7 protein-coding genes are annotated in these 15,529 nt (G+C 46.1%); 5 read left to right on the forward strand and 2 right to left on the reverse strand.

Features of this window, described 5'->3' with window-relative positions; all coding sequences use genetic code 11:
• Positions 1-17: 17 nt before the first annotated feature.
• From QZ323_RS04640 to QZ323_RS04660, 5 genes are all read left to right on the forward strand, one after another.
• Positions 18-1,697 carry a glycoside hydrolase 43 family protein gene (locus QZ323_RS04640; protein WP_294633216.1) on the forward strand — a complete coding sequence of 560 codons (1,680 nt, stop codon included), beginning with the start codon at positions 18-20 and terminating at the stop codon, positions 1,695-1,697.
• Positions 1,698-1,937: 240 nt separating this feature from the next.
• Positions 1,938-2,591, forward strand: coding sequence for an HAD family hydrolase (locus QZ323_RS04645; RefSeq protein ID WP_294633217.1), 654 nt, complete (start codon positions 1,938-1,940; stop codon positions 2,589-2,591).
• Between the two features lie 143 nt (positions 2,592-2,734).
• Positions 2,735-6,199 (forward strand): TonB-dependent receptor, encoded by a 3,465-nt coding sequence (locus tag QZ323_RS04650; protein WP_294633219.1) that lies wholly within the window; start codon positions 2,735-2,737, stop codon positions 6,197-6,199.
• Between the two features lie 20 nt (positions 6,200-6,219).
• Complete coding sequence (locus tag QZ323_RS04655) at positions 6,220-8,277, forward strand: RagB/SusD family nutrient uptake outer membrane protein (protein ID WP_294633221.1); 2,058 nt, start codon at positions 6,220-6,222, stop codon at positions 8,275-8,277.
• A 14-nt stretch (positions 8,278-8,291) separates the two neighbouring features.
• Positions 8,292-10,022, forward strand: a complete 1,731-nt coding sequence (locus tag QZ323_RS04660; RefSeq protein WP_294633222.1) for a hypothetical protein — start codon at positions 8,292-8,294, stop codon at positions 10,020-10,022.
• 396 nt (positions 10,023-10,418) lie between these two features.
• Here QZ323_RS04660 and QZ323_RS04665 read toward each other — a convergent pair whose 3' ends face one another.
• On the reverse strand, positions 10,419-10,766 hold the full coding sequence (locus QZ323_RS04665; RefSeq protein ID WP_294633224.1) for a cupin domain-containing protein: 348 nt from the start codon (positions 10,764-10,766) through the stop codon (positions 10,419-10,421).
• 224 nt (positions 10,767-10,990) lie between these two features.
• Positions 10,991-15,511 (reverse strand): two-component regulator propeller domain-containing protein, encoded by a 4,521-nt coding sequence (locus QZ323_RS04670; protein ID WP_294633275.1) that lies wholly within the window; start codon positions 15,509-15,511, stop codon positions 10,991-10,993.
• Positions 15,512-15,529: the final 18 nt, after the last annotated feature.

The following is a 15,529-nucleotide window of genomic DNA, read 5'->3' on the forward strand; positions in this document are numbered from 1 at the left end:
CTAATAGCTAAAAGAACATGAAAGCAAAAAAGACCCTGATGAGTCTGTGCCTGTTGCTCGCCCTGCCAATGGCGGCACAGGAGAAGAACTATGTTTCCGAGGTATGGGTAGCCGACCAAGGGAACAGTAAGTATAAGAACCCGATACTCTATGCAGACTATTCCGATCCGGATGCTTGCCGCGTAGGAGAGGATTTCTACATGACCTCCTCCAGTTTCAACTGTCTGCCCGGTCTCCAGATACTCCATTCCAAAGACCTTGTGAACTGGACCATCATCGGTGCTGCCGTACCCTACGCCCTTGCTCCCATAGAGATGCCCGAACGTCCCGAACATGGCAACCGCGTATGGGCACCCTCCATCCGTCATCACAACGGCGAGTTCTACATCTTCTGGGGAGACCCCGACCAGGGCGCTTTCATGGTGAAAGCCAAAGATCCGAAAGGTCCGTGGAGCGAACCGGTGCTGGTGAAACCCGGCAAAGGCATCATTGACACTTGCCCGCTCTGGGACGAGGATGGCAAAGTGTACATGGTGCACGCCTATGCCGGTAGCCGTGCCGGACTGAAGAGTGTCATCGCCGTCTGCGAACTGAATGCCGAAGCTACGAAAGCCATCACACCGTCGCGCATCATCTTCGACGGACATGAGGCGCATGAGACTTGCGAAGGTCCGAAGTTCTTCAAACGAAACGATTATTACTACATCTTCCATCCGGCAGGCGGTGTCCCGACTGGTTGGCAGGTCGTACTCCGTTCGAAGAATGTCTATGGTCCGTACGAATGGAAAACCGTAATGGCTCAGGGCAATAGTCCGGTGAATGGCCCGCACCAAGGTGCATGGGTAGACACTCCGACAGGTGAAGACTGGTTCCTGCACTTCCAGGACGTAGGTGCCTATGGCCGTCTGGTACATTTGCAACCCATGAAGTGGGTGAACGACTGGCCCGTCATCGGCATCGACAAAGATGGCGACGGCTGTGGCGAACCCGTGCTGACGTACAAGAAGCCGAACGTGGGCAAAACCTATCCTATCTGTACTCCGCAAGAGAGCGACGAGTTTGATGGCTACACCCTCTCTCCGCAATGGCAGTGGCATGCCAACATCAACGAGAAGTGGGCTTACTATGCAGGCGACCGCAGCATCATGCGCCTCTACTCCTATCCGGTTGTGAAAGAGTATAAGAACCTCTTCGACGTAGCCAATCTGCTGTTGCAGAAGACTCCTGCCCCCAACTTCACCGCCACAATGAAACTGACATTCACCCCAAGTGAGAAATACAAAGGTGAGCGTACCGGACTGGTAGTTATGGGCTTGGACTACGCTGCCCTCGTACTGGAAAATACAAACCAAGGGCTTGTCCTCTCGCAAGTATCTTGCCCCAAAGCGGACAAAGGCACTCCGGAGACAGTAAACGGTACCGCCAATCTGACGGACAATACCGTTTACCTGCGGGTCAAGTTCAGTAGCGACGGAAAGAAAATCTCCAAGAGCGAAGGCGGACACGACTTGTTAGTGATATGTAACTTCAGTTACAGCCTCGACGGCAAGAAGTTCCAGCCGCTCGGCAAACCTTTCCAAGCCAAAGAGGGCAAATGGATAGGTGCCAAGGTAGGAACGTTCTGCACACGGCCTGCCATCACAACCAACGACGGTGGCTGGGCTGATGTCGACTGGTTCCGCATCACCAAGAAATAAGGACGACTCCTCCGATACGACAATTTGTATCTATACATACAGTATTCCGTATCTGTATCTTCTGCATACGGCTCCGCATATCCAGTACGGTGGATATGCGGAGCCGATATATTTAATATGTAGATCAGTAAGTTAACTATAGATTGTTGTCAATTGAAAATGAAATCAACTGATGGCAGAATGCATTATTCAAGTTAAATCCTTATCTTTGCAGCCACTAAAAAACTGCTGAAAAAGATTATGAGGAAACTGGTTATATTCGATTTAGACGGTACTCTACTGAATACGATTGCCGACCTGGCACAAAGCACCAACCACGCATTGGCTGTATTAGGCTATCCTACACACGAAGAGCAAGAATACAACTTCATGGTTGGCAACGGCATCAACAAGCTGTTTGAGCGTGCTTTGCCTGCAACAGAGCGGACTGAAGAGAATATCATGCGTGTACGAAAGGGGTTCATCCCCTATTACGACCAGCATAACGCCGACAAGAGCCGCCCTTATCCCGGCATACCGGAACTTCTGGCCGAACTGCAAGCAAAGGGGTTGCAACTCGCCGTTGCTTCCAATAAATATCAAGCTGCTACAGAAAAACTGATAGCCCACTATTTCCCCAACATCCGTTTCACCGCCGTCTTCGGGCAACGGGAAGGAGTGAACGTGAAACCAGATCCGACCGTCGTACACGACATCTTGAAGATTGCGCACATTGCCAAAGAAGATGTCCTCTACGTTGGAGATTCCGGTGTAGACATGCAGACTGCTGTCAATGCCAAAATAACCGCCTGCGGCGTCACTTGGGGATTTCGCCCACGTACGGAGTTGGAAACGTTCCATCCCGAACACATTGTAGACAAAGCAGAAGAAATAGCAACGATAGCACTCGAATAGAAATTATCAGAAGGAGTTACCACTCCTCTGCAGTATCCGTCAAGAATTGAAACCAGTAACCTCAAGTCGAGAACGCCTTTTTCCACCCTCCTCTTCTTTTCTGCTATACAACATCAATTTGACAGTCAGTACACACAATATCAGTGGTAAATAACAAAAAATACCACCCTAAAAACAGATATTACACATTACTTTTTTTACATCCTGATACATTTGCGGACGGAAAATTAACAGTGTGCCAAACACACACTATTGACAATCATAATTTAATTAATATTATCATGCAAAGAATGTCTAACAAGATGAAAAACATGCGCGCAGCGCTGCTATTTTGCTTAGTAGCCTTGATATCGCTTAGCGTATCAGCGCAAAATGTGACCGTAAAAGGTACTGTGACAGACAAGACGGGAGAAACCGTTATCGGCGCTTCCGTAGTACAGAAAGGGAACACCGGCACCGGTACGATTACCGATATTGACGGTAACTTCACGCTTAACGTTCCTGCCAATTCCACATTAGTATTCTCCTACGTGGGAATGAAATCACAAGAAGTTGCCCTGAAAGGCAGAACTGTGATTAATGTAATAATGGAAGACGACTCGCAAGCGTTGGAAGAAGTAGTTGTAATCGGTTATGGTACGGCAAAAAAGAAAGATTTGACCGGTGCTGTCAGCACAGTAAAAGGTTCCGATCTAGCCAAAGTACCTGTAACTAATGCAGCAGAAGCTTTAACAGGAAAATTGGCTGGTGTACAAATTACAACTGCAGATGGTTCTCCTGATGCGGAAATGATTATTAAAGTTCGTGGTGGTGGTTCCATCACTGGTGACAATTCACCTCTCTACATCGTAGATGGATTTCCTGTATCAAGTATGAGCGACATCGCACCATCAGATATTGAAGACATTACGGTATTGAAAGATGCAGCTTCTACAGCTATTTACGGTTCGCAAGGAGCAAACGGTGTAATCCTGATCACAACCAAAGGAGCCAAAGGAGGAAAAACAACCGTTAGTTATAACGGCTACATACAAGGCAAAAGCATTCGCAAGACCCTTGACGTAATGGATCCTTATCAATTCGTCATGTATAACTACGAAAGACAAGCACTCAGAGGTTCTTCTTCCATCAAAGCTTTTGAAGAGCGTTATGGTGCATACGGAGATTTAGATTTATACCAATATCAGCAAGGACATAACTGGCAAGAAGAAATGTTTGGTAATAATGAACTTTCCCAATCGCATAACATCAGTGTTACAGGCGGTAGTGAGAAAACCAAATTTACTTTAAGCGGAACTTATGCCAATGATAAAAGCTTAATGGAAGATAATGGTTACCGCCGTTACAACATGAATTTCAAGTTAAAACATGAATTATACAAAAACTTGAATTTAGATTTTGGAGTACGATTAGCCGATACTGAGACCCAAGGTGTAGGTACTGGTGGTGGTACATATAAAATACGTTCTTATGATGCATTGATGAAAGCACCTGTTTTTGGTTTGTATGATCAGCTTGATATCGATCCCAGTACATTACCTGAAGATGAATATCAAGAATATATGAATGCAACACGCTCACTGAAAGACCAAGTAAACGATTATTGGAGAAGAAAGAATGATCGTCGTTACAACTTCAATGCTGCAATTACTTGGGATATCACTAAACATTTTGTTTATCGTGCAGAAGGAGGTTATGACTATTCATTCAATCAACAAAAAGACTGGTATGGTCCGAAGAGTAACAAAGCGGTACAGGATGGTGGAGAACTTCCTATGGGTGAGTGGTCTAAGAAAGACTCTTGGAAATTGCGTGGCACACACACCTTGACTTGGAAACAAAAGTTCGCAAACATTCATGATGTCAATATCATGGTGGGACAAGAATATATTGCTTCTAATAGTGAAAGCAACAACATGATAGGCAAATTCTTCCAAGAAGACATTTCTCCTGAGAAAATGTTTGCAAGCATGGCCAACAACTCTAAAGCTACAGGTGCTCAAACAATATCTTCAACTCTTGGTAAAGAAGACAGGACAATCTCATTCTTTGGACGTGCGAACTACAGTTTATATGACAGATACTTACTGACAGTAACCATGCGTGCTGATGGATCCTCTAAATTCTCTAGAGGTAACCGATGGGGATATTTCCCTGCAGCTGCATTAGGATGGCGTATAATTGAAGAACCATTCATGGAAAACACAAAAGAATGGATGTCTAATTTGAAGTTACGTCTTTCATACGGTACAGCTGGTAACAACCGCATTGGAGATGCCATGTACGAAACAACATATAAAGCATATTCCAGTGGAAAATACTATGGTCAAGGAGGTGAACAAAATCCCCACTATACATTAAACAACAATCAATTGGCCAATTCTAATTTGAAATGGGAAACAACAATCACACGTAATATCGGATTAGATTTTGGTTTCTTTAATGAAAGACTTTCCGGTAGCATTGACTATTATTGGAATACAGTCAAAGACCTGTTGATAGAAATGCCTATTACTGCTATCGGTTACACCAGTATGCAGCAGAATCTTGGCCAAACATCTAATAGAGGTGTCGAATTATCATTGAATGCTTCTATTCTTCAAAAGAAAGATTACTCTTTGAATTTCAATTTCAACATTGGCTTCAACAAGAATAAAGTAGACAAACTCGCAGATGGAGTAAATTCTATGTCATTTAATTCTGGAGCTTTTTCTTCTGACATGCGTGGACAAGATGACTATCGTGTAATCGTAGGACAACCTTTAGGTCTTGTATGGGGATTTGTATATGATGGAGTATATGGTGTAGATGATTTTGTAACCTATACCGATGCTAATGGTAAAACACAATTCCAATTCGACCAATCCGGCAAATACATCCTCAAGGAAGGTGTTGTAGATAACACTTACATGACAGCCAGTTCTTATGGTGAATTACGTCCAGGAGCCATGAAATTAAAAGATTTGGATGGTGACGGTAAGATCTCAGAAGATAAAGACCGTACTATTATCGGCAAAACTCAACCTAAATTTACTGGTGGTTTTGGCTTAAACGCAACTTATAAATGGTTTGATTTTTCTGCAAACTTCAACTTTGTTGTCGGCAATGACGTATACAATATGGATAAAATGGTTTCATCACAATCATATCGTAATAGCTATGCCAACTTACGCGCAGATATGACACCTGTTACATTAGGAGGTAAAGCATGGACTTATTTAGATCATGCAACAGGCACTATCATTACTGATTATGAGACTTTAAAGAGCATGAATGCTAATGCTACATATTGGTCTGCTGCTACAATGTCTGACAATAATCCCGTACCGACATCTTGGGCAGTAGAAGACGGTTCATTCCTTCGTTTGCAAAATCTGACAGTCGGCTTCACACTTCCTAAAGAGTGGACGAAGAAATTTGCATGCAATCAACTCCGCCTGTATTGTACATTGAACAATGTATTTTGTCTGACTAATTACTCTGGTTACGACCCCGAAGTCAACACTGCTATCCGCAACAGCAAGACTAGCGGTTTAACCCCAGGAGCTGATTTCTCTGCATATCCCAAGTCATTCTCTTGGACTGCTGGAGTAAATATTACATTTTAACCGATTAAACAATATCAGAAATGAAAAAGAGATTTTTATATATAACAGCTTTAGTTACCGGAATGTGTCTCACAACCTCTTGTGAAGATATGCTGGATACCAAGTCCCTGTCAACTGATAACTTGGAATATCTGACTTCCAATCCCACCGATGCCCGTAAGATGGTAGCTCATGTTTACTCATTTTTCTGTGAGGATACTTATACCTCACGTATGAGTACCAACTGGATGCAGAATACCGATATTGAAATAGGATTCATTGCAAAATCGCAATCTGAAAATACAGACCGTCGTGGCGTTTGGTGTCTGAACATGAAACAATTTAACGATATCAAGAATTGTTGGGATAACAGTCTAAAAGCTATAGACTTTGCCAATCAATGTATTCAAGGTATTGAAAATAGCGACATGTACAAAAATGGCAATAAAGACATGAAACAATTGCACGGAGAAGCATACTGCTTGCGTGCATATTGGTATTGGCTGATGTGTAATTTTTGGGGAGATGTTCCATTTGCTACAACTCCAACAACTGCCCAGAATATGCACAACGACCCACGAACAGACAAAAACATCATTTATACTCATCTCATTCAAGATCTTATCAATGTAGAGGAAGAGATGCAATGGAGTGACGCTTTGACTGTGGAATACATGAACCGTGATTTTGCATTAGGTTTCATCGTTAAATTAGCAATGTTCCGTGCTGGATATTCTATGCAGGCCGATGGTACTATGGCTCGTTGTACACAAACAGGTGAAGAGTATACAGTGACATACATGGACGAGAATGGAGTAGAAGCTACTGCAAGTAGTGCGGATGATTACTATAAAGTAGCTAAAGCATACGCTCTTAAACTTATTAAGTTAAAAGACCGTGGTTTGAATGCCAACTTTAAAGAAATATTTGACAACCAAATCAATGGTTGCAATCCTGGAAACAGCGACGTACTTTTTGAAATGGGCTTCGTTCCCAATTCAGGAGGTGACATAGGTTGGTGTCATGGTTTAAGTGTTGTAGATGGTTCAAAAGGAGCAGGAACGACATATACTAACTTAACACCGAGTTACGCTTGCTCTTTCGATCCACAAGACCAACGTCTGCCCGTTACTTGTGCTAATTATCGTTGGCTGTATGATGAAAAGCAAGCAGCAGTAGATGTTTGGGGCATTCAACCGGCAAAATGGTGTCGTTTAGACATGAAAACGTCTGTAGCAAGTAAAGGTACAGGAATCAACTGGCCTGTGCTCCGCTATGCCGATGTATTACTTTTATTAGCAGAAGCTGAAAATGAAATAAACAACGGTCCTACAGCAACAGCCAAAGAAATGCTGAAACGAGTACGCGAACGTGCATTTATCAATGCAAATAATAAATCAGAGATGGTAGACAACTATATAAACGCATTAGGAAACTATGACGCTTTCAAAAAAGCCATTATTGATGAACGAGGTTGGGAATTTGGCGGTGAAAATATCCGCAAATTCGATTTAATTCGTTGGAATTATTATAGTGATGCTATTGTCAATACAATAGAATGGATGCGTGACGTAGCAATGAATTACAATCAATTAGAAAACATAAACGGTGAGTTTATATATAACTCTGAAAAAGAAATTGAAGACATGAATGTCGCACCGCGTTTATATTATGAATATATAAACGGACGTGTCATCTTTGAAAATGATTATTTCACTTACCGTGACCAATCAAATAGCACATATAGTTCAGCCACAACTCTAAGCGATAATGATATCAAAACGCCTAATGCTACATTTGAGGGATTAAAGCGTATAGGGTTCGCTGACAGTTTCATCAGTGTAAGTTCTACAAACCCAGAAACAGGTGAGGCCTATGGTAAAGACGAGAACGGCAATGATATTAAAAAAGGTACATTGCATGAACGCGTCATGTATTCATGGCATGGTTTGACTGACGGAGCTCTAATCAAAGGTACTGAAGACATCAGTAGCTTAAGAAACAAAGTAACTCCATACGTATTCCCGATACCGACCGACCGTGTCGTTTCATCTAATGGTGTATTGTCTAACGATGGTTATGCTATCCGTAACAAATAAAAAACAGTAAAATTATGAAATTCAAGAAATATATAACAATGATATTGCTTGCCTTTACGGCAAGCAGTACATTCATCAGTTGCGATGATGATGACTTTACAAATAATGCTCCCCGCCTATTCCGCCCGGTAGCTTCATTGGAAGTTCAGAACAACAATATTATAACGACTTGGGAAAACATCAAAGGAGCGACAGAATACCAGTTGCAATTATACCGTGTCGCATCTACAGATGATGCAGGAAATAATATATATGAATTGTATACAGAAGCCTCCTGTGAACGTTCACCATATACTTTTGAAGGGTTGAATTGGGATGAAAAATACATGGTTAAGATTAAATGTATAGGTTCAAACAAAGAATCTGAAATGTACGAAACTACAGCTATCAATGTAACCTATATTTCTAAAATCAAAAATCTGAAACTCATCGATAATGCAGCACGTATCACATGGGAAGAAGGTGGAAGTGTCATTAGATTAATAAAAGCAGTTCCTGCAACCGAAGGTTTAGAAACAGTTATTAAGGAAGTTTCGGAAGAAGAATATGCCAACGGTAGTGTTGACATAACAGGACTGACATCAGAAACGTCTTATACTATATATGCATATAGTAGTGTAGAAGAACAAAATAATGCCACATATGCTGGAAAGATAACAGGTAAGACAACAGTTCCTATGGATTTCGATACTCTATTTGGTGTAGGAAAATGGATCGATATCCGTAGTTATGATGAAACGGAGGCTGCAGATACATTAAAAACCAATGAATTCTGGGAGCAAATCGAAGAAGATGGAATGACTATCATATTGAGAGGAGACTTTGACTATAAGGTTAACAACAGCATTAAGTTTAATCGTTCTGTAACTTTTAGAACTGCTGCTACTTTAGGAGGTAATGCACGTTTCATCTCAAGTGGAGGAATGCAATGTAATAAAAATGCCAATATAGATAAAATCGTATTTGAAAATGTCGATTTCTACAGCGATGTAGCACTACCTGGAGGAGGAAAAGAAGTAGCTTCTACTGATGACAAAGGATTTGGCGGACGTCAGGTATTCAATGAGAACGGAACAAATTCTACAGTTAAAGAGCTTATTTTCAAAGGTTGCCACATCGAAGGATATCGTGCTATTGTACGTACACAATCTGCCAACGATAACATTAACAACTTACTGTTTGAAAATTGCACTATCAATGGTATTGGTGATCAAGGAATGGTGACAACAAATAATAAAAAAGCAGACTGGAAAAATATTACTTTCAGAGATTGTACTATTACCAATATAGTAATGTTAGGTGACCTCCGCTCTACAGCAGATCAATTAACCTTAAACATTGAGAATTGTACGTTCTGCTACGCTCCTATGGAAACAACGGCAAATGCAAATACTCCTTTGCTCCGTTGCGATAAAAATGCAGTTCTGATAAATATCAATAAAACACTCTTCGGACCATCTATGGCTTCAGTAGGAAGTGCAGGTTCTAAAATCAAGACTTATACAGCAGGAACAGCCGGCTCAATCTTCTTAAATGGTAGTGCTGCATTAGTATCTGCAAGTCAAAGTTACAAAACCAATTTCAAATGGACTGAAATAGGCGATAACAAAACAACTTATCCAATAGACGGCTTGATAGAGTTATCTATGAGTGAAAGCGAATTATGGAATGAACCTTCAAAAGGTGATTATAAAGTCATAGGAAATATCGGTGAATCCGGTATAGGAGCTTCTAAATGGCAATAATCCATTTATGAATTAAATATCCCCTGAATATGAAATCCCCTCGTTATAGATACTTATAGCGAGGGGATCTTATTTTAGATAAGAATCACTTAACTTCAGATCAAAGCCATTGCCTATTTTACAGTATCTAAAGTTCATGTTTACACTATCAAATTTTAGCATTAGTATACTTAGCCCTATATATTATTCGAACATATTATTTTACCCTCACGAAACAAAAAAATCCGTCCCACGAGATGAATAATTTCATTCCACGGGACGGATTTTTTTGTCCCACGAGACGAATTTGCTCATCTCGTGGGACAAAATTAACGGTTATGATTGCTGAGTTTCTACTGCCCCAGCCGATATCCTGAATGGCGTAAGCTTTGAGTTCGGACAAGCGTCCGCACGCGGTTACTTCTTCAAGAAATCGGGGCGCATCGGACTGAACGTATCAATCAGTACCCCGGCTTCCAGGCATACGCAGCCATGCACCTTGTCCGGAGTCTTAAACAGACAGTCGCCTGCGGATACGACCTTCGTCACTCCATCAATGGTAAACTCAAACTTTCCTTCGGCCACGTACGTACATTGGCTCTGATAGTGGTGATGAAGACTACCTACGGCACCTTTCTCAAATACTACTTTCACCATCATCAGCTGGCCGTCATATCCCAAAATCTGGCGCTTTACGCCTCCGCCAAGCTCTTCCCAAGGCACATCTTTACTGAATACAAATGATTCGCTTCCTGTTCTTTCCATTTTACGATATTAAACTTTTAATTCAAAACACATATATTACGATCGCAACTTAAGTTATTAACCGTTGAGAAAACAAACTTTAGTTGCCCGATTTATAATCAATAGTTACTCGAATCATAACCAACAATTGTCCGATTCATAACCAACAATTGCCTGATTCATAACCAACAATTACCCGATTCATAACCAGCCCTCTACGCTATACCGGAAAAATGCGGCCGGCACTACCCTCTCCGCACGGTCTTATCCCTGTACTCCGTCGGGGTCATGCCCATCTTCTGCTTGAAGCACTTGCTGAAGTAACGTGGGTCGTTGATGCCTACCATATACGCTATCTGCGTCATGGAGAACTCGCCCGTCTCTATCAGCTGGACCGCACGGTTTATGCGCATCTCCTTGATGAACTCAATGGGCGCCAATCCCGTCAGCGTCTTCAGTTTCTTGAAGAAGACAGAGCGGCTGACAGCCAGCTCCTGTACCAGGTCATCCACCACCAGGTCACCGTTGTCCATGTTTTTCTCCATCAGTTCCACCAGTTTGTCCATGAACTTGCGGTCATTGAGCGACATCTCCGGAGCCTTCTCCTCCACAGCTTCCGATGCGGACTCGGTGGCGGAGTTTCCCGCCAAGAGATTGTCACGATAGATGGCCTGCAACTTCTGGCGTTGGGTAAGCAGGTTCTTTACGCGCGCCTTCAGATAGGTGGCGCTGAAGGGTTTCGTTATATAGTCATCGGCACCATATTCCAATCCTTCCAACTTGCTTTCGATGGAGGTCTTGGCAGTCAGCAGGACAATGGGGATATGGCTGGTGGTCATGTCCGAACGCAGTTCGCGGGTCATGGAGATACCGTCTTTTTTGGGCATCATGACGTCGCTGATGATGATGTCCGGCAGGAACTTCAAAGCCTTGCTCCAGCCCTGCATGCCGTCCACGGCTTCCACGATCCGGTATTCGGCGGCAAAGATGCTGCGCAAGAAGAGGCGGAGTTCCGAATTGTCTTCCACCAGAAGCATAGTTCTTTGAGGAGCGGATGCACTTCCGGCTTCATTAGGGGTGGTTCCGGCTTTGTCAGAGGCGGTTCCGGCTTCATCAGGAGTACTACTGCCGGCTTCGTCCGGAGCGGTTCCGGCGTCCGATGGGAGCGGTTCTCCGTTGACGGCATCGGGCATCTGCTTCATCACCTCCATGCCTGCGGTCGTGTCGTCCTGCAAGAATTCCACTGTTTCGTCGTAGTGCTCCTTTCCTCTTTGGAAATCGACTTTGAAGCAACTGCCCTCACCCAGCTTACTATCTACCGTGATGACAGCCTTGTGCATTTCGACCAACTCCTTCACCAAAGACAGGCCGATGCCCGTGCTCGACTGATTGAACAGGTTTCGGTCCACCAGGTTCTCAAAGCGGACAAACAACGACTTCTTCTTGTTCTCGGCGATGCCTATCCCCTGGTCTTCCACGCCGACGGAGACGGTCTTCTCGTCTTCGCGGACAAAGACGGTGATGATCTTTCCGTTCGGGGTGTACTTGAAGGCGTTGGAAAGCAGGTTGAACACAATCTTCTCAAACTTGTCCACGTCCACCCAAAGGAACAGTTCGTCTTTTTCCGTCTCGAACAGGAAGTCTATCTGATGCTCTTCGGCTACCGACTCGAAGTTGGTCATGATTTTGCGGGTGAAGGCCACGACATTGATCCGCTGTACCTGCATCTTCATCTTCCGGTTCTGAATCTTGCGGAAGTCCAGGATCTGGTTGATAAGCCTCAGCATGCGGTTCGTGTTCCGCTCCACGACCTGCAGCTGCTCGCGGGTGTCGTCAGGGAGTTTGGCGTTCTTCAGGACATACTCCACGGGGCCGGCAATCAGGGTGAGCGGGGTGCGCAGTTCGTGGGAGATGTCGGTAAAGAAGCGCAACTTCATGTTTGTCAGTTGTTGCTCGACCGACACTTCGTGCTTCAGGCGGTAAATGGTAAACAGGATATATACGGCTGCCACGATAATCATGATGAAGAAAAGGGCATACAGGAAGTAGGCGAACGGAGTCTCCCAGAAAGAGGGCAGGATCTCGATGTCGAGCATGCGCGTGTTTTCGGTCCAGACGCCGTTTCCGTTGGTGGAACGTACCTTGAAGACGTAGTGTCCTTTCGGCAGGTTGGTGTAGGTGGCGGTGCGCTGCTTGCCTACGGCGTTCCAGTCCTTCTCGAAACCCTCCAGCGTATAGGCATACTGGATTTCGGCAGGGGCGGAATAATCGAGGGCGGCAAACTGTATCGTGAAGATATTCTCCTTGTGCGACAAGACCAGCCGTTCCGTGTCGTCCAAGGTTTGGCTCAGCACGGAGCGCCCGCCGAGCAGGACGTCCTTGTTGGCTATCAGCAGTTTGGTAAGCACGATGGGGGGCACATAGTCGCTCTTGGAGATGGAGTCGGGGTTGAAGCTGAGGATGCCCGTGCTGGCTCCGAAGAGGATATTGCCCGAAGCGGTATACTCCGAGGCTGCCTCGCTGAATCGTGTCCGGAAGAAGACCTCCTTGTCGGCATAGTTCTCAAACCGCTCTTGGGAGGGGATGAACTTGCTGATCCCGTTTTCGGAGCTCATCCAGAGGTTTCCGTTCCTGTCCTCGCGTATGGAGAGCAGGATGTCGGAGGGAAGCCCGTCGGAGACGGTATAGGACTTGAACGAGGCGTTTCCTTCTTCGTCCAGCGACGTCAGTTTGTTCAGTCCGCCGCCGAAGGTGGCGATGAAAAGGTCGCCGCTGCGGGTGGATATGATCCAGTGCACGTCGTTGTTGCTCAGGCTGTGTTCATTGTCCGGGATGCGGAGGAAGTGGCGGAACTTCACGTCTTCGGGACTCTCGAAGCGCTCGTCAATCATCAGCGCGCCAACGGTGGTGCCGATCCAAAGGTGTCCCTGACGGTCGCCCGTGATGAAGCGTGCCTTCGAGCATTGGTCGATGGGGTAGCCTTTGAGGTTATTCCGATGGTTGACGAAGCGGGGGGAGCCGTCCGCATCGGGCGACATGTAGTTTATGCCGCCGGCAAAGGTGGCGATCCAGATGCGACCTTGGCTGTCTTCGTAGACGCAGTAGACGTTGTCGTCGCTCAGGCTGTAGATGTCCTCTTCCCGGTGCCGGTAGCGGGTGAGCTTGTAGCGGTAGGGGATGGGGGTCTTTTCGGCCTTCACCAGTCCGTCGCCTTTGGTGGCGATCCAGAGGTTCTGCCTGCTGTCTTGCAGGATGAAGTATACGTTGCCACACATCGGGAGTCCGTTTTGCGACACGGTGCCCGTCTCGGTCAGGTAGCCTTTGTAGGCACGGTTCTTGTCGTAGAGCCGCAGTTTGCCATCCTTGAGGCCTACCCACAGGTTGAGGTCGGCGTCTTCGCAGATGGCACGTACTTCGTTGCTCAGCGATTCGTAGTCGAGCGACGCAGGAGTGATTACCCTGAACTGTGAGGTGTGGAACGTGATCTTCTCCAGCCCTTTGGAGTGTGTGGACATCCAGAGGTTTCCCTGGCTGTCGGAGAAGGCGGAGTGAATCTTGTTGGAGAAGCGCCAAGTGTGCCCTTCCAGGCTATTGTGGAAGGGGCGCAGGGTGTTGCTCCCACGGTCGAAGTAGGAGAAGCCGCCGCCGTAGGGATGTACCCACAGCCTGCCGCCGATGTCTTCGTGGATATGGAAGGCGGGGCGCGAGCGGTCGGTGCTGGTTGCTTCTACGACGATGCTTTCGCGCTTCAGCACGCGGGTGCAGGGGTTGAAGTGGACGACCGAGCCCGGAGTGTACTGCTCAAACCAGACCTCGGATGCCTTGTCTACATAGACCGAACGGATGGGCGCCTTCGGGAAGAGGGAGGCAGGAAAGTGTTCCGTCGCTGCCGTGGCGGGGCGATGGGAGAAGAAGCCATCGGTGGCGGTGGTGAACAGCAGTTCGCCGCTGCCTACGCTGTCGATGGAGACTACGGGCGAGGAGGCATCCAGGTTGAGGAGCGTGAATTGCCCGTTCTGCTTCTGGTAGCGCCAGACACGGCCGTTGCCGGAACCGAAGAGTATCTCCTCGTCCCGCTCCAGGCAGGAGTAGAAGGCCTGGCTGCTCTTCTCGCCTCGCTCGGCGGCTTCCGAGAAGTAGAAGACTGGGGGCGACTTGCCGGGCGAAAGCATGCCCAGCCCGTTATCGGACAAGATCCATTCATTTCCCAGGCGGTCTTCGTAGACATGCGAGACGCAGGCGGCTGCCGTCTGTCCTGTCTGAGGGGGGAAGCTTTGCGCGCGCAGGCGATGGCTGCGGGGATCGGTCAGGACGCGGACGGCGCCTTCTTTCTCCGACAGGAGCCAGACGCTTCCGCCCGGGAGGACTTTTATCTTCGTCACGTTCGTGGCGGAGGCTGTTCCGTCTTCTCCCGTCACCTCTTCGAAGGTCTCCGTGCGCGGGTCGAAACGGTAGGCGTGGTTGTCGTAGGTCTGCAACCAGAGGAAGCCGTAGCGATCCTCCGTCATGTAGTCCACGCGGTTATGACTCAGCACGAGGCCGTTATCGAGCCTTGCCTTGTAGGGTTTGAATGAATATCCGTCGAACTTGTTGATGCCGTCCCACGTGGCAAACCACATGTTGCCTTTGTGGTCTTGCAGGATACTCATGACCGTATTTTGAGAGAGACCGTCTTCCGACGAGTAGTGGGTGAACAAGCAGTCCGGCTGCGCCTTTGCTGCCACTGCACACATCATACCGACGATTAGATAGAAGATATATTTTATCATAGCATGCCTATTCTG

The sequence above is a fragment of the uncultured Bacteroides sp. genome (genome assembly GCF_910585845.1).
Classification (GTDB): Bacteria; Bacteroidota; Bacteroidia; order Bacteroidales; family Bacteroidaceae; genus Bacteroides.